This window comes from Flavobacterium sp. YO12, from assembly GCF_004119495.1.
In the GTDB taxonomy this organism is placed as follows: domain Bacteria; phylum Bacteroidota; class Bacteroidia; order Flavobacteriales; family Flavobacteriaceae; genus Flavobacterium.
In genome coordinates this window covers 16,280-42,432 of the sequence record NZ_NRQU01000007.1, presented here as the reverse complement: position 1 = coordinate 42,432, position 26,153 = coordinate 16,280, and the positions used below count along the sequence as shown (strand labels likewise).

Annotated in this window: 18 protein-coding genes; 13 read left to right on the top strand and 5 right to left on the bottom strand. The window is 34.3% G+C overall.

All coding sequences use genetic code 11. The features are described from left to right. Positions 1-82: 82 nt before the first annotated feature. The 3 genes from BOW55_RS03545 to BOW55_RS03535 form a co-directional block, all read right to left on the bottom strand. Complete coding sequence (locus tag BOW55_RS03545; RefSeq protein ID WP_129023001.1) at positions 83-868, bottom strand: PhzF family phenazine biosynthesis protein; 786 nt, start codon at positions 866-868, stop codon at positions 83-85. Positions 869-879: 11 nt separating this feature from the next. Continuing rightward, positions 880-2,301: a PLP-dependent aminotransferase family protein gene (locus BOW55_RS03540; RefSeq protein WP_129023000.1), complete on the bottom strand. Its 1,422-nt coding sequence runs from the start codon at positions 2,299-2,301 to the stop codon at positions 880-882. Positions 2,302-2,364: 63 nt separating this feature from the next. Next, a complete protein-coding gene (locus BOW55_RS03535; RefSeq protein ID WP_129022999.1) occupies positions 2,365-2,757 on the bottom strand; it encodes a hypothetical protein in 393 nt (130 codons plus the stop codon). A 162-nt stretch (positions 2,758-2,919) separates the two neighbouring features. Here BOW55_RS03535 and BOW55_RS03530 point away from each other — a divergent pair, with 162 nt between their 5' ends. Continuing rightward, positions 2,920-3,942, top strand: a complete 1,023-nt coding sequence (locus tag BOW55_RS03530) for an LLM class flavin-dependent oxidoreductase (protein WP_129023053.1) — start codon at positions 2,920-2,922, stop codon at positions 3,940-3,942. A gap of 498 nt (positions 3,943-4,440) precedes the next feature. Here BOW55_RS03530 and BOW55_RS03525 read toward each other — a convergent pair whose 3' ends face one another. Further along, entirely contained in the window at positions 4,441-6,861 is a 2,421-nt protein-coding gene (locus BOW55_RS03525) for a TonB-dependent receptor (RefSeq protein WP_129022998.1), read from the bottom strand. 211 nt (positions 6,862-7,072) lie between these two features. On the opposite strand from BOW55_RS03525, the gene BOW55_RS03520 reads away from it, so the two are divergent. From BOW55_RS03520 to BOW55_RS03505, 4 genes are all read left to right on the top strand, one after another. After that, entirely contained in the window at positions 7,073-8,353 is a 1,281-nt protein-coding gene (locus BOW55_RS03520; RefSeq protein WP_129022997.1) for an acetyl-CoA C-acetyltransferase, read from the top strand. Between the two features lie 151 nt (positions 8,354-8,504). Then, the gene (locus BOW55_RS03515) at positions 8,505-9,605 is read left to right on the top strand and encodes a hypothetical protein (RefSeq protein ID WP_129022996.1); all 1,101 of its coding nucleotides are present in this window, start codon (positions 8,505-8,507) and stop codon (positions 9,603-9,605) included. Positions 9,606-9,847: 242 nt separating this feature from the next. Beyond that, positions 9,848-11,758: a fumarate reductase/succinate dehydrogenase flavoprotein subunit gene (locus BOW55_RS03510; protein ID WP_129022995.1), complete on the top strand. Its 1,911-nt coding sequence runs from the start codon at positions 9,848-9,850 to the stop codon at positions 11,756-11,758. Between the two features lie 92 nt (positions 11,759-11,850). Continuing rightward, a complete protein-coding gene (locus BOW55_RS03505; protein WP_129022994.1) occupies positions 11,851-12,597 on the top strand; it encodes a succinate dehydrogenase/fumarate reductase iron-sulfur subunit in 747 nt (248 codons plus the stop codon). Between the two features lie 248 nt (positions 12,598-12,845). Here the strand turns inward: BOW55_RS03505 and BOW55_RS03500 are convergent, their stop codons facing one another. After that, on the bottom strand, positions 12,846-13,595 hold the full coding sequence (locus tag BOW55_RS03500) for a 4-hydroxy-tetrahydrodipicolinate reductase (RefSeq protein WP_129022993.1): 750 nt from the start codon (positions 13,593-13,595) through the stop codon (positions 12,846-12,848). Between the two features lie 421 nt (positions 13,596-14,016). Here BOW55_RS03500 and BOW55_RS03495 point away from each other — a divergent pair, with 421 nt between their 5' ends. The 8 genes from BOW55_RS03495 (at position 14,017) to BOW55_RS03460 (ending at position 26,149) form a co-directional block, all read left to right on the top strand. Further along, entirely contained in the window at positions 14,017-14,367 is a 351-nt protein-coding gene (locus BOW55_RS03495) for a hypothetical protein (protein ID WP_129022992.1), read from the top strand. Positions 14,368-14,628: 261 nt separating this feature from the next. After that, positions 14,629-15,324 carry an ABC transporter ATP-binding protein gene (locus BOW55_RS03490; protein WP_089056709.1) on the top strand — a complete coding sequence of 232 codons (696 nt, stop codon included), beginning with the start codon at positions 14,629-14,631 and terminating at the stop codon, positions 15,322-15,324. 31 nt (positions 15,325-15,355) lie between these two features. Beyond that, the gene (locus BOW55_RS03485; RefSeq protein ID WP_129022991.1) at positions 15,356-17,644 is read left to right on the top strand and encodes a TonB-dependent siderophore receptor; all 2,289 of its coding nucleotides are present in this window, start codon (positions 15,356-15,358) and stop codon (positions 17,642-17,644) included. A 190-nt stretch (positions 17,645-17,834) separates the two neighbouring features. Further along, the gene (locus BOW55_RS03480; protein ID WP_129022990.1) at positions 17,835-19,286 is read left to right on the top strand and encodes a DUF3526 domain-containing protein; all 1,452 of its coding nucleotides are present in this window, start codon (positions 17,835-17,837) and stop codon (positions 19,284-19,286) included. A 1-nt stretch (position 19,287) separates the two neighbouring features. Continuing rightward, positions 19,288-20,634, top strand: a complete 1,347-nt coding sequence (locus BOW55_RS03475; protein WP_129022989.1) for a DUF3526 domain-containing protein — start codon at positions 19,288-19,290, stop codon at positions 20,632-20,634. A 381-nt stretch (positions 20,635-21,015) separates the two neighbouring features. Further along, positions 21,016-21,615 (top strand): RNA polymerase sigma-70 factor, encoded by a 600-nt coding sequence (locus BOW55_RS03470; RefSeq protein ID WP_089055552.1) that lies wholly within the window; start codon positions 21,016-21,018, stop codon positions 21,613-21,615. Positions 21,616-21,681: 66 nt separating this feature from the next. Next, on the top strand, positions 21,682-22,785 hold the full coding sequence (locus tag BOW55_RS03465) for a FecR family protein (RefSeq protein ID WP_129022988.1): 1,104 nt from the start codon (positions 21,682-21,684) through the stop codon (positions 22,783-22,785). 10 nt (positions 22,786-22,795) lie between these two features. Beyond that, the gene (locus BOW55_RS03460; RefSeq protein WP_129022987.1) at positions 22,796-26,149 is read left to right on the top strand and encodes a SusC/RagA family TonB-linked outer membrane protein; all 3,354 of its coding nucleotides are present in this window, start codon (positions 22,796-22,798) and stop codon (positions 26,147-26,149) included. Positions 26,150-26,153: the final 4 nt, after the last annotated feature.

Here is a 26,153-nt window from a genome sequence, read left to right as displayed (position 1 = left end):
CATAGAAACAGCATTTTTCAACGTACTAAAATTAGTTTTATTCTATTTTTCTAGGTGTTAAATAATATTCTTTAGATAAAAATTAAACATAAATTTCACCTTTCAAATACAAAACAGCCTGACCAGATAATTTTACTCTGTCCTTTAATAAAGTGCATTTTATACTGCCTGTTCGCTCTGAAAGCTGAAAAGCACTTAACTGTTTCTTTTTTAACTTTTCTGCCCAAAAAGGAGTAAGTGTCGTATGCGCAGATCCACAAACGGGGTCTTCGTTTACACCAACTGCAGGTGCAAAAAAACGAGATACAAAATCATACTGAATACCTGGTGCTGTTACAATAATTCCTCTTGCTTCTATTTCTTTTATAAGCTGTAAATTGGGTTTTAGGTTTAGAATATCTTCTTCCTTTTCAAAAAGCAGCATATAATCTGTTCTGCCTTTGTATACAGCAATTGGTATTTTGTTGGTTAAAGATTTAAATTCATTTGACAATGTTACTTCTTGAGAGATATCCGCAGGAAAATCCAAAACAAAATTAGATTCTTCAACAGCTACAGATAAACTACCACTTCTTGGAGAATAAAATTCAATTACATCTTTGTTAAAATCCTCTTGAGTAAAAAGCACAAAAGCTGCTGCTAAAGTAGCGTGTCCGCATAAATCTACCTCAACTGTTGGCGTAAACCATCTTATTTCATATTTATTTCCTTTGGGCACATAAAATGCCGTTTCAGACAAATTATTTTCTGAAGCAATTTTCAAAAGCAAATCATCAGGAAGCCATTCTTTCAATGGACACACAGCTGCGGGATTACCTTTAAAAACACAATCTGTAAAAGCATCAACTTGATATATTATAAGTTTCATAACTATAAATTTTAAATCGTATTCTTTATTAATTGACCTAATCGTTTTAAGTCAAATTCTGTTTTTTCATTCCATTCTACAGCAAAATTAAGCCTCATACAATTATTATATTGATCGTGCTGTGTAAAAATTCTGCCCGGTGCAAAACCTATTTTTTGTTTTACAGCGGTATCAAAAAGCACCGCAGTATCAATGCTTTTGTCTACTTCAAGCCAAAGAAAAGAACCTCCCTGCGGCTGCGAAATCTTTGTGTTTTCTGGAAAATGATCTTCAATCGTTCGCTGAAAATGAAGTGAATTAGTGTATAATGTATTTCGAAAATTTCTTAAATGATGATCGTATCTTCCATGCTCCAAAAAATCAGCAACTACTTCTTGATACAATGAAGGCTGACAAATAGTTTGCACTAATTTTTCTCTAATTACCTGATCCTTAAATTTGCCCGGAACAACCCATCCTACTCTATATCCCGGAGCCAAAGTTTTAGAAACAGAACCGCACCACATTACAATACCAGCTTCGTCATAATATTTACAAGGTTTTGGTTTTGGTCTTGATCTGCCAAAGAAAAGATTCCCATACAAATCATCTTCTATAAGAGGAATATTATGATGAGTAAGCATTTTTACTAATTCTATTTTGCTTTCATCCGGCATCAAACTTCCAAGCGGATTACTGAAATTAGTCACAAAACAACAGACATCAATTTTATGAATCACTTTTTTCAACGCTTCTAAATCGACACCTGTAACTGGGTGTGTGGGAAGCTCAATAATATTAAGTCCCAAAGTTTGGGCAACTTGAATAATTCCAAAATATACAGGACTTTCAATTGCAATAGTATCACCTCTTTTGGCAACTGCCCTTAAACAATTATAAATAGCATTCATGGCTCCAGAAGTAATTACAAAATCATCTTCAGCCAGTTTTCCATCCAATATAAGAGACCATTTTGCTACATTTCGTCTCAAGTTGGCGTTTCCTTGAGCTGGTTCATATGTTGTACCACTTTCTGCCCAATTTCGTGCAACTTTTAAAAGCCCTTTGTTCAGTTTTGCAATTGGAAGCAGACTTTCATCAGGAACTCCTAATGAAAATCGGCTGATACTTTTATCCTGCAGTGTATCAAAAACCTTTGTAATTAAATCTTCTGGAGCAGCCTGCTTTTCAGATAGTTTTAATTTATTCATTGAAGGTATCGCCAGCTTCCTGTTTGAAGTATTACTAATGTAGAAACCAGATTTTGGTCTAGATTCAATCAATGATTTACTTTCAAGTTCTAAAAATGCTTGCTTTATGGTATTTAAACTTACATCGTGCAACTTTTGCAAAGCACGAATTGAGGGAAGTTTGTCTCCAATTTTTAAAGTTTCAGAGAATATTTGCTCTTCAATTGTATTTGCAATTTTTAAATATAAAACTTCTTTTGCCATCTTTTTATCCTCCAATCTGTATCCTGTAAAAATATAAAAATTAAATCTGTAACCGTTAAAAAATTAAATGCAAACACTTAACCAATTGCATAATTTTTCGGTTGCATTCTGAATTTTAACCGAACGTGTTCCAGTATCTTTAAATGTTGAATGGAAAATAGTTTCTGCATGAAATTTTAAATTTTGTTCTGCTTCAATGCTGTAAAATTCTTTTTCCCAATACGAATTAATTTCAGGTTCTTCTATATTATTAATCGTTACAAAAGCATAACCAATAACTCGATTTTCAAAAGAAGCAACACTTAATGGAAGTCCTAAATTATTGATTAAGTACAATGATTTGTCTTTAGAATTACTATTCACAGCACTTTTATTCTGGCACATATTTACAACAGCTTTTAATGATGATACATTAACTTCATTAAACTGAATTTTGGCTGTATTAGTGGTTTTCATTTCTCTAGTTATTTAGTTTCAAAGCAAAATTAGCGGGCAAAACAGATTAGATACAGATACAAAAAACAATTATTTCACAGGTACAGTTGACTAATATCAACACTCTTAAAATCGCTTTTTTTGAGAAGAGAAAAAAATAAATTTAATATCTTTACTATTATGATAGAAATAGGAATTGACAGTTTTGCTTCGGCAATGTATGGCGACAACAACACTTTAAGCAGTGTTGATGCAATGGAACAACTGCTGCAAAGAATTGAATTTGCAGATCAGGTTGGGTTGGACGTTTTCGGAATTGGAGAACATCATAAAAAAGAGTTTCTTGACTCGGCTACAGCTGTTATTTTAAGCGCAGCTGCAGCGAGAACAAAAAACATCAGACTGGCAAGTGCAGTTTCTGTTTTGAGTGCTGCTGATCCTGTGCGTGTGTATCAAAGTTTTGCAACACTTGATTTAATCTCTAAAGGAAGGGCTGAAATTGTTGTAGGCCGAGGATCTTCGATTGAAGCTTATCCCCTTTTTGGATACAATCTTAACGATTATGATGCTCTTTTTCAGGAAAAACTGGACTTGCTTTTACAAATTAGAGATAATGAATTTATAAACTGGAGCGGAAAATTTCGCCCGGCAATAAATAATCTGCCAATTTATCCTAGAGCATTACAGGAAAAACTTCCAGTTTGGCTGGGCGTTGGCGGAACTCCAGAATCATTTGTCAGAGCAGGAAGTTTAGGGTTGCCTTTGATGGCTGCTGTAATTGGAGGACAAACACATCGTTTTCGTCCGTTAATAGACTTGTATCGTGAAGCTGGAAAAGCAGCAGGTTTTAAACCACATGAACTAAAAGTAGGTTTGCACTCTCCAGGTTATGTTTCGAATACAACCCAAAAAGCTATCGACGACTATTATCCTGGCTATGCTGAACTTTGGACAAAATTAGGAAGAGAACGCGGCTGGCCTCCCGTAACAAAAGACAAATTTGATGGTTTGATTGATGATCTCGGCGTTTTAATTGTAGGAAGCCCCGAAAGAGCTGCCGAAAAAATTCTGCGTCACAGTGAAGCACTTGGCGGAATTTCGAGATTTACTTTTCAAATGGACAATGCAGGACTAACACATTCTCAGTTAATGAATGCTATAGAACTTATTGGTACAAAATTAATTCCTTTAATACATAAAGGATAGTTTTTTTTTGCCGCTCCCGATAGTTATCGAGATAAAAAGAGTAAAAGGGTTGTTTTCACGCAGATTTGGCAGATTAAGCAGATTTACTTTTGATATTAGAAATAGTAAAATCTCAGGAGATCTGCTTAAATCCCTTTAAATCTGCGTGAAAGCTATTTTGATACAGATTAAAAAATCCTCTTAATCCGTGGCTAAAATTATCCTATAGCTATCGGGATAAAAAGAGTAAAAGGATTGTTTTCACGCAGATTTGGCAGATTAAGCAGATTTACTTTTGATATTAGAAATAGTAAAATCTGAGGAGATCTGCTTAAATCTCTTTAAATCTGCGTGAAAGCTATTTTGATACAGATTAAAAAATCCTCTTAATACATGACAAAGTTTCTTTATGGCAGCATCCCCTTACGCAGACCTTCCACAACAATAAACTATAAACAAAAAAAGCATCCGCCAAAACTGACGGATGCTTTTTCGATTATAACAATTCTACGGTTTTAATTAAAACTTGTACGTTACACCAACTCTTACATTAATTGGCTGTTCTGTCTGCCAGTAATAAGCCGATAGATAAGAATAGTACGAACCGCTGTAAAGGTATTTGTTCAAGATATTAAATACGTTTGCCGTAACTTTAAACTTTCTAGTGTCATAAGATAAACCTCCATCGAGTTTAAAATAGTTAGGAAGTTTTTCAAGTCCTACACTCCAAGTATCTGTCATACGTCCTGCAAGATAAGTTCCTCCAATAGATGCTCCAAGACCTTTAAAGGTTCCGTTTTGAATACTGTAGTTTAACCAAGCATTTGCAGTATGTTTTGCATAACCCGGAACAATCGAACCTTCTTTAATAGTCGACACATTAGACTCCAATACAACAGATTCTGTAAAAGCATAATTTGCAATTAAATTAAGACCATCAAAGATTTTTCCTCTCAAATCAAGCTCAACACCTTGCGCTCTTTTTTCGCCTAAAACAAGACTAAACTGCTGACCTGGTGTATTTGCAGGATCTGATGTTAATTCGTTTTTCTTTAAAATGCTGTAGGCAGCCAATGTTGTACTCCAAGAACCATCAAACCAGTCTTTTTTAACACCAAATTCAACATTGTTTCCTGTAAGTGGTTTTACACTTTCTCCGCTTTTAATAATACCCGATTGAGGCGTAAAAGCCTGATCGTACAAACCATAAACCGCTAAATTTTCAGTAACAGAATAACTAAGTCCTACACGAGGCGTAATATGACTGTCTTCTTGTGTCGATCCCCAGCTTGATTGACTCAGCCAAGTATATCTTGCAGCAAGCGTTAACCTTAATTTATTCTCAAAAAAACCAAGTTCATCTTGAATATAACCAGCAGCATATTTAGAACTCATAAGTCCACCTGCTCTCTGGCTTAAAGGTGTTTTATGATCAAACTCAGGAAAACCATTAGAAGGCGTTCCGTAATCTGGATTATAAACATTAAAAGGCTTATCAACAGTATCAAGATCATGCGATTGTCCCCAATCTGCCATATAATCTTTGTTTCCTAAATCAACTCCACCTAATACTTTATGCGATACAGAACCAGTATTGAATTTTCCGTTAACAAATATTTGTCCTAAATACATATTACTTTCAGCATCCCAAATACCAACATTTCTAATAATTTCACCTTTTGCAAGAGTTCCTTCAGAAACACCGTCAAAATTTCTATCTACATTACCTGGTCCAACTACTCCCGGCCAAGAACTATATCCTTGTTGAATGTATTTAAAATATGAAGTTTGCGCAGTAAGTTTCCATTTATCATCAAATTTATGTTCAAACATCAAATAACCGCTGTGATCTTGAATATTAGTATCTGGTAATCCCGGCTGTGTCATTGTAAAACCAACTGGCAATGTTGCATATCCATCAGATTCAGGTCCAAATACATAAAAAGAACCTACTTCAGTCATATTTGCATATTGAAAATTATACTCCGCAGTAATTTTTGTTTTATCATCAATTTGGTATGAAATAACTGGTGCAATTACATAACGATCATTATGTTCGAAAGGACGATGTGAACCTTTTTTTTGTGCAGCACCATTAAAACGGTATAATAGTTTCCCTTTTTTATCCAATTTTCCGTCTAGATCAATACTTGCTCTGTAAAAATCATAGCTTCCTGCCATTACAGTCGCTTCCCCTTTTGTAATTCCTGTTGGCTTTTTAGTCACCACATTATAAAGTCCGCTTGGATCACCGCTTGAAAGCATAAATCCTGCAGGTCCTTTTACAAACTCAATGTGATCTACAAAACTCATATCTTCCGTTAATGGTCCCCAAAAAGAAGAAACTACATTAAAGCCATTACGAAAAGCCTGAATTTGCGAACCACGCATTGTAATATTAGTGTACATATCGCCCCAATGTTCTATACGTGTCGCACCACTCACATTACGAATTACTCCGTCGCTCATGCTCACAATCTGCTGATCTTTTAAGGTTTGTGCGCTTACAATTTGAATGTTCTGAGGAATCTCTAAAACAGGCGTTTGAAGACGCAGTGACAAAGAAGGTTTGTCCTGCTTGTATTTGTTTTTTGTAATTACAACCTCTTCGAGATCTTCTTGGCTTTCTGAAAGCGAAAAGTTTTTAGTAGTAGTTTGGTTTGCATAAACCTCAATCTCATTTTCTACAGCATGAATCCCAACCGCTCGAACACTTAATATATAAGAACCTGGCTTAACATTTTTAATCTCATACAATCCGTTATCATTTGTAACAGAAGTATATTTTGTTCCTTTAAGAACTACAGAAATACCTTCTGCGGGTTGTTTTCCGCTTAGCGAAACTTTACCGCTTACCTTCCCCAAGTTCTGACTTATCATGTTTAATGAACTTAAGAAAAGCATCAAAAAGCAAAATTTCTTAATCGTATTTATAATCATTTTAGTAAAATTTTAAGTTTTATTTGGCAAAAGTAATTGCTAATATTTTTCTATGCAAGTTATTTTTAATTATTCTAAATAAAATTAATTAAAAAATTCTCTTAGATTATCAACGACCAAATGGCATTTTTTCTCCCTGCAATCAAAATATCAATAAACTCTGCCTATCTTTAGTATTAAAATTTTATGTCATCGAAACAAAACTCTAGATATGAACAATACCACATCAATCAGAAAAGTTGCCATTGTAGGTTATAATCGAATTCCGTTTGCAAGAGCAAATACTGCTTATTCTAATGTTGGAAACCAAGATATGATGGTTGCTTCCTTAAATGGGCTTATCGATAAATACCGCCTAAACGGAAAACTACTTGGAGAAGTTGCGGGCGGAGCAGTAATAAAACATACTTATGATAATAATCTGATTCGCGAATGTGTAATGAAAACTTCTCTAGATCCAGCAACTCCTGCCTGCGATTTACAACAAGCCTGCGACACCGGAATTGAAAGTGCAATTTATATTGCTAATAAAATTGCACTTGGTCAAATAGAATCAGGAATTGCCGGCGGAGTCGATTCCATAAGTGATATACCGATGTCAATAAGCGAGAATTTGCGAAAGATTTTATTAGAAGCTCGAAATGCAAAATCATTTGGAGGAAAATTAAAAGCATTTCTAAAAATTCGTCCAAAGGATTTATCACCATTAGTACCTAAAAATGAAGAATCCCAAACGGGACTTTCGATGGGCGGACATACTGAAATCACAGCAAAATACTATAAAATATCTAGAGAAGAACAAGATCAATTTGCTCTTAAAAGTCATTTAAATATGGCAAAAGCGTATGACGAAGGCTTTTTTGATGATATGATTACGCCTTTTAACGGACTTGAAAAAGATAATAATCTAAGAAAAGACAGTTCGCCTGAAAAACTTGCAAAATTAAAACCAGCATTCGATAAAGTAAATGGAACTCTAACTGCTGGTAACTCAACTCCTCTTACCGACGGTGCTTCGTGTATTCTTCTTGCCAGTGAAGAATGGGCAAAAGAACAAGGTTTACCTATTTTAGCCTATATTACATTTGCCGAAGTTGCCGCAATTGAATATGTAAAAAATCAACAAAACCTTTTATTGGCACCTCTTTTTGCTGTAAGCAGAATGCTTGAAAAAGCAAACTTGAACTTACAAGATTTTGATTATTATGAAATTCACGAAGCCTTTGCTGCTCAAGTTTTGGCAACCTTAAAAATTTGGGAAAGCCCTGAATTAAGTGCAGAAGTTGGTTTAAAGAAAACACTTGGAGCAATCGATCTCGAGAAACTAAATATAAAAGGAAGCAGTTTGGCGGCAGCGCATCCTTTTGCTGCAACAGGCGGAAGAATAATTGGTGTTATGGCAAAATTGTTAAATGAAAAAGGCTCTGGACGCGGATTGATTTCAATATGCGCTGCAGGTGGACAAGGCGTTACGATGATAATTAAAAAATAACAACTTAAAAACTGACAATCAAATAATTGCACAATAAATTCAATCGGTTTACCTATAAAAATAATTAAAACTGTAACAAAATTAAAAAAAAGGTCTCTATAGATAAAAAGCTATTATTAAATCAAAACTAATATTACTTAACCTTTTTATTATGAAAACATTAAAACTTGTTACTGTATTCGTCTTTACTTTTGTTTCTTTTTCCAAAATAAATTCTCAGACTGCACAAAACGATAGTTTAAAGCTTGATTATACTAAGATTTATTCACTCGCATTAGACGGAAATCCTAAACAGGCTTTATCTTTATTAGAAATTGATCCTAACAAAAAAATATCTAAAAAAGACTTAAACTTTAAAACCGATTTTGAAAACCGTTTTAAATTTAAAAATGACAAAAGCGATTTCCTTGAAACCCGAAAATCAAAAATCGATCAATTACTGAAAATATACAGAGATTACTGGAGAATGTCTTTCTTAGACAAGGAAAAGAAAAATGACACGCTGCTTATGAAAAACGTTTTCAATTTTCTTAAAACAAAACTTCCTTCTTCAGAAAAATTGACTTTTAATGAAGACAGTATCAATGTGTATCAAAAAAAATACATTTCAAGTTTAGGGTATCACACCACAGGATTTGGTAAAACGGGAGGTTTGTACGATTTATTAGTTTGGAAAACGGAAAAAGATACTGTTTACAACCTCAATTACGACGGAAAAGAAACGGATGTCAAAATCTATTTTATGGATGATTTTGTTACTTTGGGCTGGAGCGAATATGCCACTTTAGGCCGCTATTATCCTGCAGGATGGGCAACAAAAGAAGCTTTGTTTTGTGTAAAGAAAGCTTATGATTTAAAATCAGAAACCTTTAAAATTAGCTACATCGGACACGAAGGAAGACATTTTGCTGACTATAAATTGTTTCCAAAATTAAAAGGAGTTGGTTCTGCTGATTTAGAATACAGAGCAAAATTGACTGAATTATCTCTTTACTCTCCCGATGGATTATACAAAAGATTGCAATTCTTTATCAATAATGGCAATTATGACAGTGAAAATGGTCATTCTATCGCAGCCTTTTGTGTTATAAGAGATTTATCCAGACTATTATTTCAAAATGACTACGAAAAAGACCTGGATAAATGGAAAGCAATTCCGGCAGCTAAAATAAATGAAGCCGCCACTAAACTTCTGGAAGAAAACACAAAAGCATTGGAGAAAATTCGAGACGTAGAAAAACTTATCAAATAATATATCTATTCCACTTCAAACAAAACACAGCCTAATTATAGAGCTGTGTTTTTGTTTTTATAACATTTTACATCTGAATATCAATTGGTAAGATAAAAAAAATAAAATTTTACCGAACATTTTTAATGCTTTTAAATAGTTTTTTATTTACAAAAAATCAAAATTTTATAGTAAATTAGACTTTCTTATAATTGAGTTTCTTGTTTAAGCTTTTGCATGAATTTATTTTAAACCGTAAAAGAATGATGGAATCAAAAATACCACACGGGCCTCTTCCCGAAAAATGGAGTACTTATAAAGCCAAAGCCAAGCTTGTAAATCCTGCAAATCGAAAAAAACTAAATATTATTGTTGTTGGAACAGGACTTGCAGGTGCTTCCTGCGCTGCCTCATTAGCAGAACAAGGCTATAATATTAAATCATTTTGTTTTCAGGATTCCGCAAGACGAGCACATTCTGTAGCGGCGCAAGGCGGTGTCAATGCTGCTAAAAACTACAAAAATGATGGTGACAGCGTTTACAGAATGTTTTATGACACGATCAAAGGCGGTGATTTTAGATCTCGTGAAGCAAATGTTTACCGCTTAGCCGAATGTTCTGCAGCTTTAATCGATCATGCCGTTGCGCAAGGCGTACCCTTTGCAAGAGAATATGCTGGGTATTTAAACAACAGATCTTTTGGCGGTGTTCAAGTTTCAAGAACCTTTTATGCCCGCGGGCAAACGGGGCAGCAACTATTATTGGGTGCCTATCAAGCCTTAATGAGACAAGTTTCTACAGGAAAAGTCACCACATACACACGTCATGAAATGCTGGACTTGGTCATTATTGACGGAAAAGCAAAAGGAATTATTGCTCGAAATCTTGAAACGGGAGCATTAGAGCGTCATAGTGCAGATGCTGTAGTTTTGGCTTCGGGAGGTTACGGAAAAGTATATTATCTTTCGACATTAGCAATGGGCTGCAACAGTTCTGCAATTTGGAGAGCGCACAAAAAAGGCGCTTATATGGCAGGTGTAAGCTGGATTCAGTTTCACCCTACTTCTCTGCCCCAACATGGCGCCAATCAATCCAAACTTACTTTAATGTCGGAATCATTGCGTAATGATGGACGCATTTGGGTTCCCAAAACGGCCAAAGATGATCGAAATCCAAATACAATTCCTGAAGAAGAACGGGATTATTATTTAGAACGCCGCTATCCCTCTTTTGGGAATTTAGCTCCAAGAGATATTTCGTCACGTGCAGCAAAAGAAAGAATTGATGCTGGACATGGCGTTGGTCCAATGAAAAATGCTATTTATCTCGATTTTTCTGATGCCATAAAAGCGCAGGGAAAAAAAAGTATAGAAGCAAAATACAGTAATCTTTTTGCGATGTACGAAAAAATCACTGGAATCAATGCTTATAAAGAACCAATGTTAATTTCTCCCGCAGCACATTTTACGATGGGCGGACTTTGGGTTGATTATGAGTTAATGACCACAATTCCTGGATTATTTGCTTTAGGCGAAGCTAATTTTTCAGATCATGGAGCCAATAGACTTGGCGCCAATTCGTTGTTGCAAGCTTGTGTTGATGGTTATTTTATAGCGCCGTATACTATTCCCAATTATTTATCAGGAGAACTTAATGCTCCTAAATTTGATACCAATCATCCCGCTTTTGAAGAGGCTGAAAAAGCAGTGAGAACGCAGTTAGATCATTTTTTAAATAGTAAAGGCACCCTCAGTGCAGATTATTTTCATAAAACGATAGGAAAGCTTCTTTATGAAAAATGCGGACTTTCTAGAACTAAGGAAAATCTTGAAGAAGCTATTGTCGAAATCAAAAAATTGAAAGCTTCTTTCGAAAAAGACCTCTTAATTACAGGCGATGATACTCTTAACAGCGAATTAGAAAAAGCGGGACGTATTGCCGATTATTTAGAATTGGCCGAATTAATGTGTTACGATGCTTTGCAGAGAGAGGAATCCTGCGGAGCTCATTTTAGAGAAGAATACCAAACTTCCGAAGGTGAAGCTGTTCGTAATGACAATGATTTCTGTTATGTTTCGGCTTGGGAATATCAAGGAAAAGATCATCCGCAAAAATTGCATAAAGAACCTCTTGTGTTTGAATCTGTAGAGCTTGCGGTAAGAAGTTATAAATAAATGTGAATTGTGAAATACAGCTGAAAATAGAATGCTGTACGCAAAAACCATAAACTATAAACCATAAACTATAAACCACAAACTAAAAGCATATGAAACTATTTTTAAAAATATGGCGTCAGTTTGATACTTCCTCAAAAGGAGAAATTGTAGATTACGAAATAGACGGCGTTTCTGAGCATATGTCTTTTCTAGAAATGCTTGATCTTTTGAACGAATCGCTTATTCAGAAAAAAGAACGTGTTATCGAATTTGATCACGACTGCAGAGAAGGCATCTGCGGACAGTGCGGCGTTATGATTAACGGACGTGCACATGGACCTTTAAAAAACACCACAACCTGCCAGCTTCATATGCGAAGCTTTAAAGATGGCGAAACTATTTATATTGAACCTTTTAGAGCAAAAGCTTTTCCAGTACTTCGAGATTTAAAAATCGATAGAAGTGCTTTCGATTCTATTATAACCTCTGGCGGATTTATTGGAGCCTCAACTGGTCAAGCGCCTGAAGCCAACAGCATACCAATATCTTATGAAACTGCCGAAGCTTCGTTTGATGCTGCCGCCTGTATTGGCTGCGGTGCCTGTGTTGCCACTTGTGTAAATGCAAGTGCAGCTTTATTTGTTGGAGCCAAAATAACTCATTTGGCTTTGCTTCCTCAAGGACAGCTAGAAGCTTCAAAAAGAGTATTAAATATGGTGAAAGAAATGGATGCTGAAGGTTTTGGAAACTGCTCTGATACAAGAGCCTGTGAAATCGAGTGCCCGCAAGGAATTTCGGTGCTTTCTATCGCAAAAATGAATTATGAATATAGCAAGGCTGTACTTTTGAGGAAATAAATTTTGATGTAATTTTTTTTAAGCCGCCGATTAATAGGATAAAAAAATATGTCATTTCGACTGAAAGGAGGCTCGAGCAATAGCGAACTGGCGAAGCAAATCGCACTAGAAATGCCGTAACAATGATCGCCAATCTTTGTTGACTCACTAGTGCGATTTCTCCTTTCAGTCGAAATGACAAATAATCTGCTTAATCAATATTTTAATACAAAACTTAGCGTTTTAGTGCCTTTGCAGTAACAAAACTGTTACACCGCAAAATAAGGCGTCAAAATATCTTCAAAATTATAAAGCCCTTTTTTCTTGTCTTTTAAGTTCTCGGCTACAAAAACAACTCCGTTTCCAAAGGCTTCCCTTGAAATAGATTCATGAATTAACCGCACGGTTTGGAACGGAAATCCAAAAATAACTTCGTGTTTTCCTACTATTCCTCCTGCTCTAACTGAATTTATATTTTCTTTTTCAATATCTAAGGCTTCTGCGATTTTTACCGCAGTTCCAGATGTTCCTTCTTTTTTCTTAAAATGCTCTTCGTTTACTTCAATATCAACCCAAGGTGCAATTTTCTTTAAAAATTTAGCAGCAAACAATAAATAATTTACTCCTAAAGTAATATTTGGTGACCAAAAAACAGTGGTTTTATTGGCTAGTTTTTTTAGCAGTTTTAATTCTTTCTCTTTATAATGTGAGATTGCCGAAATGATTTTTACTTTTCGATCCGCAGCACACTCTCCGTAAGTATAAATTCCCTCACTTGACGAAAAATCAATGATAACATCTACTGGATGTTTTTCCAGCAGCTCTTCAACGCCAGTATTAGAACTAGAATAGATTAATCCAGGTTCTTCTGATTCAATTCCTAAAAACTCTGGAACTGATCTGTGTTCTAAAACTTTGCTTTGTCTTAAAACCCATTCCAAAGAGAATCCTTTATTTTCTAATAGTATTGAAGCTACTGATTTTCCAGTTTTTCCGAATCCGATTAATCCTATTTTCATATGTAATTTTTTTTATTGAGTATGAAACTCGTTAGCAGAAATTGACCTATTTAAGATGAAAAGTAAATCATAAAAAATGCGTTTTATGAATCTTAAAAAAGGTCCTAGTAAGGTAAAAATAGGGATTATATAACAGGCTGACTAACAAAAACTGCATTATATAACATTTTTCAATGCTTTTAACAGGAATAATAAGCGTATTTTTTTTGAAGCAAAAAATGGTAATACTAATTCAAAAAAATACCAAAAACAATAAATTTCAAACCAAAACAACTAAATCAAACCTGCCAAATATGTCAGGATAGTTGAAATAATTCTCATAATCTTTTATTAAAACAAATAAGATACTATATTTGCAACACTGTTGCGTTACTTGTTTTTACTAATGATACTAACAAATAGCGCACAGAAATACCACTAAATGAAAAAGAAAGTCGTAGTTGTCAACTTCATAATATCTTTAACTGTATTGTTTACAATGCTGTTTCAGACTATTCACTCCTACGAACACGTTTTTAAACAATTATCTGAGAAACACTGCGATCACAAATATACTGCTGGTCAAAATGAGATAACACACAGTCATTCTACAGACACAAACTGTCCTATCTGCCATTTTGCATTTAGTACATTTATTCCAAACAACTTTCAGATCCTATCTTTTCATAAAGTAATTTCTGAAATATCTTATCAGTTTGTTTATTCTCAAACTGTTTCTACGTTTTTCAAAGGCAGTCTTTTTGCCCTTCGTGCACCGCCTGCATTACTTTAGTTTACAAAATTTTATTCGTCACAATTTTAAAATTGCCTCATGCCTATTTCACTGTAAATAAGCAAAATCGCGTTTTATTATTATGTCATTATTTAAGCTGTTTTATTCTAAAATCAGTTCAAACGCTTGAATAATCAATTTTCGTAAACAAATCTTCACATTTATTTTTAAAAACTAAAAATCAAGCTTTTACAAAACTGTATCAGCTCGAAGCTTCTATATCAAAAATCAAAATAATCCATCCAAATACATAAAAAAAATATGCTGACAGCTGAGAATCTTACCAAAAAATATGGTGACAATATTGCTTTGAACAAATTGAATCTAACAATAAAAGAGGGTGAAATTTTTGCTCTTTTAGGTCAAAACGGTGCAGGAAAAACAACAACGATTAATCTTTTTCTTGGATTTATTGAACCTACAGACGGCGAGCTGCGAATCAATAATATCTCGGTTACAGAAAATACGCAGGAAACAAAAAAACACGTGGCATACATTCCCGAAACGGTTATGTTATATCCTAATCTAAGCGGTTTAGAAAATCTAAAATTCTTTTCGTCGCTGGCTGGATTCAAATATTCTGCGGGAGAATTGACGTATTTTTTAACGAAAGCAGGTTTGCAAGCTGCTGCGCACAACAAAGATTTAGGAGGTTATTCTAAAGGAATGCGTCAGAAAGTTGGAATCGCTATTGCGATTGCAAAAAAAGCCAAAGTGCTTTTGTTAGATGAGCCTACGAGCGGTTTGGATCCAAAGGCTTCTAATGAATTTTCGCAGATTTTAAAAGAACTTTCTGCAGATGGAACGGCTATTTTAATGGCAACGCACGACATTTTTAGAGCCAGGGAAGTGGCTTCGCACATTGGAATCATGAAACAGGGAAATTTAGTTACAGTAATCGAAGCTGACAAAATCTCTGCAAATGAACTTGAAAATCTGTATTTACAAACGGTATAAAAGGAAATCGAATTTCCATTAAAGCAAAAAAATGAAACATTTATTCAGCCTTTTATTTTTAATAATTGGCACACATTATATACAATCTCAAACGGTTAACAGGAGATCAAAAGACACAATCGCTAAAGATTCTATCAAACGAAATGAGTTGCAAACGGTTGAAATTGTAGGCCGCTCAACCAAAAAATACAACAGCGATTACTCGTTTGCTGCAACAAAAATTGCAGCTTTAAACAAAGATATTCCGCAGTCTATTTCAACAATAACTAAAGAATTAATTGCGGATAAAGCTGCATTCTATCTAGCCGATGCAGTAAAAATGTCAAGCGGCGTTATTCCTGCGAGTTATTACAATCAATACACTATTCGAGGAATCAGTCAAAACGAAGAAGGTCAGATTATTAACGGAATGCGAACACGCCAATACTACTTTTTACAGCCTTTAACGAGTAATATAGAACGTGTTGAAGTTATAAAAGGTCCGTCGAGCGCAACATTTTCATCTGTAGATCCGGGTGGAAGCATCAATTTAGTAACAAAAAAGCCATTGGCAATAGACAGAAAAGAAGTTAGTTTGAGCGTTGGAAGTTTCAGTACTTTACGAGGAACTTTGGATTTCACAGGTCCTTTAAACGAATCCAAAACGCTTTTATATCGTGTAAACGGCGCTTATCAGCAGGCAAAATCATTTCGGGATTTAGTTAATAATAAATCGTTCTTATTCTCTCCTTCTTTCAGTTATATCCCGAACGAAAAAACAGCTCTTAATACAGAATTGATTTTAAGTAATATGACAGGAATTCTGGACAGAGGTCAACCTATTTTTGGCGCTGTTGCAGGAAAAACAAGTCTGAACAAAACCCCGATAAGCTTAAATCTTGGCGCACCGAGTGATTTTTTTAAATCGAAAGAAATGATCTTGACAACCAATTTTGCTCATAAATTCAGTTCAAAAATTGGTTTTAATGCTGTTTACATGAAACAAACCTGGACAGAAGATCTTCAGGAACATAGAACTACAAATGCTTTTGCGGTTGATATGAACAATAAACCGGTTACCAATCTCGCCATGATGCAGTTTGTACAGCGTCAGCAAAATTGGGATATTGACAACTTAAGTGCTTATTTCAATTTTAATTTAAAAACCGGAAAATTAAATCACAAACTACTAACAGGCTACGATTTAAGCAGCTGGAACAAAAACAAAGGCGGCGGGCAAAATGCGGCAAGAGGTTATTTGTTGAAAGACGGAACGGTTGCTGGTTCTTTTGTCGCAGCAAATGCAGCAAATTACCAAACGGTTACCATTGACGGCGTGGTGATGCCTAAACCAAATGTTGATTATTTTAATTTGGGCAATCCTACTTATAAAATCACAAGTCCTAACGATTATACTTTAAATGTTAGAACCGCTCTTCCATCAGCCTTAACAACAACAAATGCGGTTTATATTCAAGATCAAATACAATGGGAAAAATTTACTTTTTTATTGGGATTGCGAAATGAATGGTTTGAAGACATTACGAATTATGACACTAATAAAGAATTAAAAGTAAAAAAATCGGCTTTATTGCCAAGAGTTGGAATCACGTATGCTGTAAACGATGCAATTAATGTTTATACAACTTATCTCGAAGGTTATCAGCCGCAGTCAAACACGGTGACTTTAATGCCGCAAACAGGGACTTTGCCTGCCGGAAGTTTATTTGATCCTCTTGAAAGTGATTTGAAAGAAGTGGGAATAAAAACTACTTTTTTAAATAATTCTATGAGTTTCAATGCCGCGATTTACGAAATCAATCAACGCAATATTTTAATGAATGCTAATGATCCAGCAAATCCTGATTTATTGGTAACGAGAGGTGCTGAACGAAGCCGTGGTTTTGAGTGTGATCTTGCCGGATATATTACGGCTGACTGGCAAATTAATGTTTCGTATAGTTACATCGATGCCGAAATTATTCAAGACAATAATCCTGCATTAATTGGTGCCAGAAAACAAAATACACCAAAAAATAGCGCCAATTTATGGACACGTTACAACTTTGCTTCTGATTCTGTTTTAAAAGATCTCGGAATTGGTTTTGGAGTTCAATATCAAAGCAGTAAAGTGCCTTGGTTTACAAGAGATTTTACACTTCCTGATTTTACCATTTTTGATGCTGCTTTGTTCTACAAACCAAGTAAAAGTAATGTACAAATTGCTGTAAATGCAGGTAATTTATTAAACAAAACCTATTGGCTTGGTGCGCAGAATTATTTGCGTTTGTTTCCGGGAAGTCCTAGAAATGCAAGTCTTACTGTAACTTATAAATTTTAATTCGTTGAAGTGAAAAATATTTAAACACATAGAAACATAGATTTTTTTTCTAAAGAAGATAATTGAAAGAAACTAGTTTCTAACACATAGCTATATGAATTTATACAAATGAAACGCCTTGTAAAAACCAACCAAAAGCTATGTTTCTATGTGTTTAAACATTACACTCAACAGGTAAATTTTAATTAACATGAAATTATTACACACCGAAATACTTATTGCTAAACATTTTAAGAACTCCGTTTTTAAAAACGCTGCAATATATGTAATTACACTTTTTATTGGTGCTCTGCTCCTATTTGCAGCGTTTTCCGGCTGGGACAATTACAAAAGTCAAAACGAAACCAGCGAAAAATATCAGCATGAATCGCGCGAAGACTGGTTGAAAAATCCAGATAAAAATCCGCATAGAATGGCGCATTACGGAAATTTTGCGTTTCGAAAAAGTACGTCTTTAAGTGTTTTTGAATTTGGAATGGAACCGTTTTTTGGAAATGCGATTTTCCTCGAAGCGCACAAACAAAATACGGCTAATTTCTCTGAAGCAGGATTCTCAAACAGTATGCTTCGTTTTGGCGAAATCAGTATTGCGATGGTTTTGCAGGTTTTGCTTCCGCTATTAATCTTTTTTATTGGATTTAATTCTGTCGCTTACGAAAGGGAAAACGGAACTTTAAAAATCCTTTTAAGTCAAGGAATCAGCTGGAAACAACTTTTGTTTGGTAAAATCCTAGGCATTGCAAGCGTTGTTATGCTGTTTTTTGTTCCAACAATTATTGTTTTAGTTTTGATTTGGTTACTGCTTCAAAATTTCTCTATTTCGGCAGATGAATCGATTAAAATGCTGTTGTTTATTGGGTTTCATTTTATTTACCTGATGTTCTTTTGTGTTGTTGCCGTTTTGATTTCGGCTTCAAGCCAAACATCAAAAAAAGCGTTGGTTTCTTTAATTGGAATCTGGTTGATTTTTACCATTATTCTGCCAAGAACAACTCAGGCAATTGGAGCGTATTTGTATGAAGCACCATCAAAAATTCAGTTTAACAGCGATATCGAGAAAGACATTTTAAAACAAGGCGACAGTCATAATCCAAACGATGTGCATTACAAGGCTATAAAAGATTCTTTATTGAGAGTTTACAAAGTCGATTCCGTACAAAAACTTCCGTTTAATTATTCTGGGTTTATTATGACTGAGGGCGAAAAAATCAGCTCGAATATTTACAATAAACATTTAGAAAATCTTCTACAAATTTATGCTGAGCAAAATAGTTTTTCTAAAGCCGTTTCGTTCCTAAATCCCTACATCGCAATGAAAAATTTATCGATGGGATTATCAAATACAGATTATGATTCGTACATCGATTTTCAGAAACAAGCCGAGAAATATCGTTACGAAATGGCACAGAAAATGAATGCTTTACAAATTAAATACATCAGCAATAAAAAACCGCAGCCTAACGATAAACCTTTAACAATTGGCAAAGAACATTGGGCTGATGTTGAAGAATTTCATTATGAACCTAAAAGCATCTGGGAGGTTTTGAAAACCGAAATTGCCTCTGTTATTTCTATTCTTTTATGGGTAATTCTGTTGTTTGTTTTGATCCGAATTGCCGCTAAAAACCTAAAAGCCATTTAATATGTTAGTACTCTTATTTAAAAATTTTATCCGTTCGAAAGGCACCAAAATTGGATTGCTTTTTTTACTCGCAATTGGCTTTATAAGTCTTTTAATTGGACATCAGTTTCAGGAAAAACAACAGAACAATATTACCGAAGCGGCAATTTACCAAAAGGAACATATAGCGAGAAATGCCGCTTTTCATAAAGACGAAATTGGACTTCTGCTCTACTACATCAAGTTTTCATTGGTAAATAAAACACTGCCTATAAACAGTTTATCGATTGGGCAGCGCGATGTAAATCCGTCTATTCAAAGTGTTACCATTCGTGGTTTGGAAGCTCAGAAATACGATTCAGAACTTAATAATCCCAGCAATCTTTTAACCGGAAATATCGATTTTAGTTTTGTGCTTTTGTATTTATTTCCACTTTTGATAATCGCTTTTTCATATAATATTATTTCTGAAGAAAAAGAATCTGGAACTTGGAAAATTGTGGCGACACAGAGTCCAAACACCTTTTTATATATCTTGAAACTATTCTACGTCCGAATTTTAATTTTAATTGGACTTTTGACTTTGATTCTTTTAGCAGCGGTTATCTTTTTACAAATTCCAATTGACAAATCGTTTATTGTATTTTATGGACTTTCTGTTTTATACTTATTATTTTGGTTTGCCGTTTGTTTTTTTATTGTTTCGCTGCAAAAAAACTCAAACTTCAATGCGGTCATTCTATTGACGATTTGGTTATTCTTGATTATAATTCTTCCTTCGGGAATTAATACGTACATCATCAATACATACAAAGTTCCTGAGGCTTTAGAATTAACGCTTACGCAGAGAAACGCTTACCATGAAAAATGGGATATGGACAAGCAGGAAACGCTGGATAAATTCTACAAACATTATCCGCAATTTAAAAATTATCCTTTGCCTGATAAGGAGTTCAGCTGGCTTTGGTATTATGCCATGCAGCAAATGGGTGACGATGAATCTGCTGTTCATTCAAAAGAATTAGAAACTAAACTGCAGCAGCGCAATAATGCCGGCGAATTTATAGCACAGTTTATTCCAACGCTTCACACTCAAATTCAGTTAAATGAAATTGCAAAATCAGATTTACGAAATCAGCTTTTATTTTTAAAGGAAACGACAGAATTTCATGAAAAGCTGCGTTTGTATTTCTATCCAAAAATATTTGACAATGCTCCGGTTACTCAGGAAAAATGGGAAAATTTTAAAGTTGAAACTTTTAATGATAACTCTGATACTAGTTTTGTAAAAGCGTTTTTACCCTTATTGCTTTTTAATTTTTTGCTGATTGGTTTTGGATGGCGAAATTTTAAACGTAAGGTTATTTAACCGCAAAGAGCGCAAACAATTACGCAAAGTTCGCAAAGTTTTACACAAAGCTTTGCGAACTTTGCGTTTTTACTAAGCTTTTTTTAAACTCACAGATTTGTCATTTCGACGAAGGAGAAATCGCACTAGAAATTCCGTTGCTATTGCTGCCAAAACTTTGTAGATATACTTGTGTGATTTCTCCCTCCGGTCGAAATGACATTACTTTGTCTTAAATAAAACTTTCTAAACCTATTCTGAATAAAATCATTCGAATTAATCTTTATTTGAATTTTATTTAGAATTAATATAAATAAACTTTTATATTTGCCGCTTTCTTAGCAAATCGAAGTACTTTTCAAAATTTACTTAATATTGCTTTTTCAAAGTAAATTTCGTTTAATGAACAATAATACCAGTTTCGAATTAAATCTATTCTTGTCCTTTAAGGAAGGTGATGAAACTGCGTTTAAATTTTTCTACGACAAATATTTCAGACGAATTCAATCTTTTAGTGTTCAATTTATTTACGATTCAGACGAAGCTGAGAACCTTGCACAAGAAGCTTTACTTCATTTGTGGCAAAATAGAGAAAGCGTAGATTCTATCAACGGGATTCAGGCTTTTTTGTTTACTTACGCCAAATCTAAATGTTTGAATTTAATTCGTCATAACAAGGTAAAGGATAAGTTTAAAAATGATTTGTTGAACTATAAAGAGAGAGAACTGGATATTGAGGTTTTAAATTCGCTTCAGTTTGACACTTTAGAATTGACTGAACTTGAACATATAATTCAAGAATCGATTAACGATCTTCCACCTAAAACCAGAGAAGTTTTTATAAAAAAACGCTTTGAGAATAAAAAAAATGCAGAAATCGCCGAAGAAATGCAAGTTACTTTAAAAGCTGTTGAAGCCCACATGACAAAGGCTTTGAAGATTTTAAAAACAAAATTATCCGATTATTTATTTCTTATTTTTATCCTTATTTATAATAATTAAGAATAAAAGGTAGGGTTTTTTATTTCTGAGGTGTACTTACTATAACTAGAAGTTTAATATTTAAATATGACATCAGAAATAATAAATAAATACCTTTCTAACGAAGCTTCGGAGCAAGAAGTTCAGGCACTTTTTGAATGGATTGAAGCTTCTGCCGAAAACAAAAAACAATTTATTGCAGCAAAAAAAGCGTGGGTTCTTTCCGGCTTATCAAACGTTGGTGCAACTGATGTTGTTTCTGTAATTCAAATGAAACCAAAAAACAGACTGAGGCAATACTTAAGTTATGCTGCAGCATTTTTAGTTCTTTTAGGATTAGGAACGACATTTTTATTATTAACTAATACTTCTAAAACTTCAAAAGAGATTGTTCTAGAACTTGGCGACGGCCGTTTAGAATATTTTTCTGAGAAAAATCAAACTACACTTTTAAATGATAAAGGAGATTTAGTGGCCAAAAAATTCCCTGACGAAATTATTTATTTTGGTAAAACTTCTGATGAAAAGGTGGTTTACAACACACTTACGATTCCGTACGGAAAACGATTCAAACTTAAACTTTCAGATGGTACAATTGTAAATTTAAATGCAGGAAGTACTTTGCGTTATCCGCAGCAGTTTGGCATCAACGGCAATAGAAATGTTTATTTAACTGGTGAAGCTTTTTTTGATGTTGCCAAAGACAAGGAGCATCCGTTTATTGTAAACGCCAATCAGGTTGATATTAAGGTTCTTGGTACAAAATTTAATATCAGCGCTTATCCAGAAAACCCAACTGTTAACAGTACTTTGATAGAAGGGAGCATTGAAATGTTTGAAACTGCAAATCCTGCAAATGTTGTTTTACTTGAGCCAAACCAAATGGCTACTTGGCAGCATAATGCAAAAAAAATTACTTTAAAAAATGTTGATCCTGCCTTTTACTCAGCCTGGACAAAAGGTGAATTAGCGTTTAAAGACACCCCATTTTCTACAATCGCAAAGATTATTCAACGTACCTATGACGTTGAGATTATCAATGAAAATTCTGATTTGGCCAGACAGAATTTTACTGGTACTATAAAAATCAGCGAATCGAGTGTCGAGAACATTTTAGATCTTCTAAAACGTGACACGCCTTTTAATTATTCAATTGAACAAAAAACCATTACCATTACCAATCCTCGATAAATAAATAAACATGACATTTACGATACAACCCGTTTTAAGAAAAATTCTATTTTTCTTAGCCATACTTATATCTGGATTTAAAGGATTTTCTCAAAATAAATTAATAACGTTACATGTAAAAAACAAACCTATAAGCCTAATTATCAAATCGATTGAAGAACAGACTGATTTTAGAATAATTTATAATGCCAGAAAAATAGATGCTGATCAGCTGGCTGATTTAGATGTCAATAATGCGTCTCTTGAAACCACTTTGAAACTGTTATTGAAGGGTAAAAATATTTCTTTCTACATTCAGAAAAAACAGGTTTTATTAACGAATGCTGTTCCTGAAGTTACTGCAAATACGCAGGAAACAGAAAGATTTATTAGCGGTACGGTTTATAATGCAAAAGACAAACTGCCGCTTCCGGGTGCAACTATACGCATTAAAGGAACTGGAATGGGTGCTATTACTGACTTTAACGGAAAATTTGTTTATCTGTTAAAAGGAAATAATATCAATGATCTTGTTCTTGAAGTTGGCTTTTTGGGTATGGAAACGCAATCGCAAAAGGCAGACAACAAAAAACAATTTGTTTTTCATCTTCAAGAAACTACTGATGAGCTGAATCCGGTTATTATTACCTCATCATACGGTACAACAAAGTTAAAAGAGGAAATCGTGGGAAGTATCTCTACTTTGAACGCAAAAGATATTGCGGTCGAACAGGCTTCTGAATCTGTTGACAAAATGATTACGGGACAAATTGCAGGAGTTTTGGTTGAAAATACAACAGGAGTTGGAGGTCCTGTAAAAATTAATATCCGCGGACAAGGTACTCTGCCTTCTTTTACAAATGCTAGAACTGGAACTTCTACACAGCCTCTTTTTATTGTTGATGGCGTTGTTATGAGCGAAGAGTTTGGTTTAGACAGTACTTTTTTTAGTGGAAATGGAGATGCTACAGAAACATTTTCTAACCCGTTAATGAAGATTGCTCCAGAGAACATAGAAAGCATTTCGGTTTTAAAAGATGCTGCTGCAGTTGGTATTTATGGTGCTGATGGTGCAAATGGTGTAATTTTAATTACAACTAAAAAAGGAAAAAAAGGAAAAACACAATTTGGATTTTCAAATCAGCTTGGTATTTCGTCAGCCATTAATCAAATTAAATATTTAAATGGCGAACAGTATACTGAACTGCGCAATGAGTTTATAAAAAACACTTCACCTGGAAGTGCTTTAACGCCTTACAACGGGGTAAACACAGATTGGTTTAGTTTATTGAATAGAACTGGTGTTTACAATAAATATAACTTTAATGTTTCGGGTTCAACTTCAAAATTTTCATATCGTACTAATGTGAGTTATACCAAAATTGATGAACCTCAATTGGGTAATGATACGAAACAATTAAATGCAGGAATTAATTTAGGTTTTCACCATAAAAATCTAAATGTAAACTTAATGCTTAATCCAAGTTTTGTACAGCAGCACGCGCCAAATATCTTTTATTCATTTGCTTACCTTCCTACTCTGTCTCCTTATAATGCAGATGGTTCTTACTCTTTTTTAGGCTCAAGCGGTATTACCAGAGGAAATCCTTTGGCGGCAATTGAACAAAATAAAAATGAAACGAATACTTACGGTCTTTTAAGCAGTTTGAATGTTTCTTATCAGCTTAGCAAGGCGATAAAGTTCTCTACTCTTTTTGGTATTGATTATACGGATAAAGAACAGGATCGCTACTATTCTGCTGCAAATGAAAGCGGACAGTTTTTGAATACTTTTAAGTTGAATGGTATTGATTATCCTAGATGGGGACGCCGTCTTATAAACCAACGAAATTCTACAAAATGGAACTGGCAGGGACAACTTTTGTTCGAGAAACAGCTTACTGAAAGCCATGGTATTGATGGAGTTTTAGGTTTTGAACTTGCTGAGGATAAAACCAATTTTAATTATAAATCTGCTGTAGGTTTTGTGAATCCAAATCAAGTTAATGCTATTTCGGATGCTGTTATGGATGACAACCCAAATACGCCGGAAGATGAATCAAAAAACAATCAAACATTTGGAAATGATATAAGCTATAATTCGAGAGTTTCAGCATTTGCTCAGGTAAATTACAACTATAAAAAGCGTTATTACTTTTTGGCTAATTTCCGTCGCGACGAAAGTTCTGTTTTTGGTGTCGACAGCAATGTTGCTTTCAATGGCGGCGCAGGTGCAAGCTGGATTATAAGTAATGAAAATTTCCTTAATTCTAATTCTTGGATTGATTTCTTAAAATTAAAAACCAGTTACGGTTCTACAGGAAACTCAAGAATTGGTTCTTATAGATCTAAAGGTTTATACACAATTCATCAAAATGGTTATAATAGTCTAGATGGAGCAGTTCCTAATACAGCTCCAAATGGGGATTTAAGCTGGGAAAAAAACATAAAATTCAACGGCGGAATCGATTTTAATATTTTTAAACGTCTAGAGTTTTCTGTTGAATACTATTATAATAATTTGAGCGATTTGATTGCAACACGAGATATTCCTACTGAAACTGGGTATAATTCTCTTCAATTAAATGCGGCAACCATGTATAATAAAGGTTTTGAATTTTCAACCCGAATTAAATGGGTTAAAAGTGATGCTTTTAAATGGACCACGGCTTTTAATATTTCTACAATAAAAAATAAAGTAACAGAATTAAAAGGTTTAGGAAGCGATTATTCTCAAGCCGAAATGGCGCTTGCACAAAAAATAGGTTACAGCACCACTACCATTTGGGGATTAAACTGGGTTGGCGTTGATCCTGCAACGGGAAGAGACTTGGTACAAAAAAATGGTAAAATCTACGATATTATGACTTATAGATCATTGTATACTATCGCAGATTGGGAGCCAATTGGAGACCGCCAGCCAGATGCTTTTGGAGGATTTTACAATAGTTTTTCTTTTTACAGTAATCTTGTTTTATCATTTAGAGGAGATTTTCAAATTGGCGGTGAATTCTTAGCAAAAGATGTTCTTATCGATAAATATTCAAATACATTCAACAGAAACCTTTCTGTTAATGCTAATGATCATTGGAGAAATCCTGGAGACATTGTGTCGCAGCCCGCAGTTACTTCAACTCCAATCGTGGCAAACCTCAGCAAATATGTTTATGATGCGACTTATATCAGATTGAGTAATATTAATTTAAGCTATAATATACCGCTAAAAAATACATTTCTAGATACACTTGCCGTTTTTGCAGATGCAACTAATGTAGCATATTGGTACAAAGAAAAAAGCCCGAAAGGAATGAACGGAATACGCGAATTTAATTATACATATCCGCAAGCCAGAACAATCTCGCTTGGTGTTAATGCTAAATTTTAAGAAA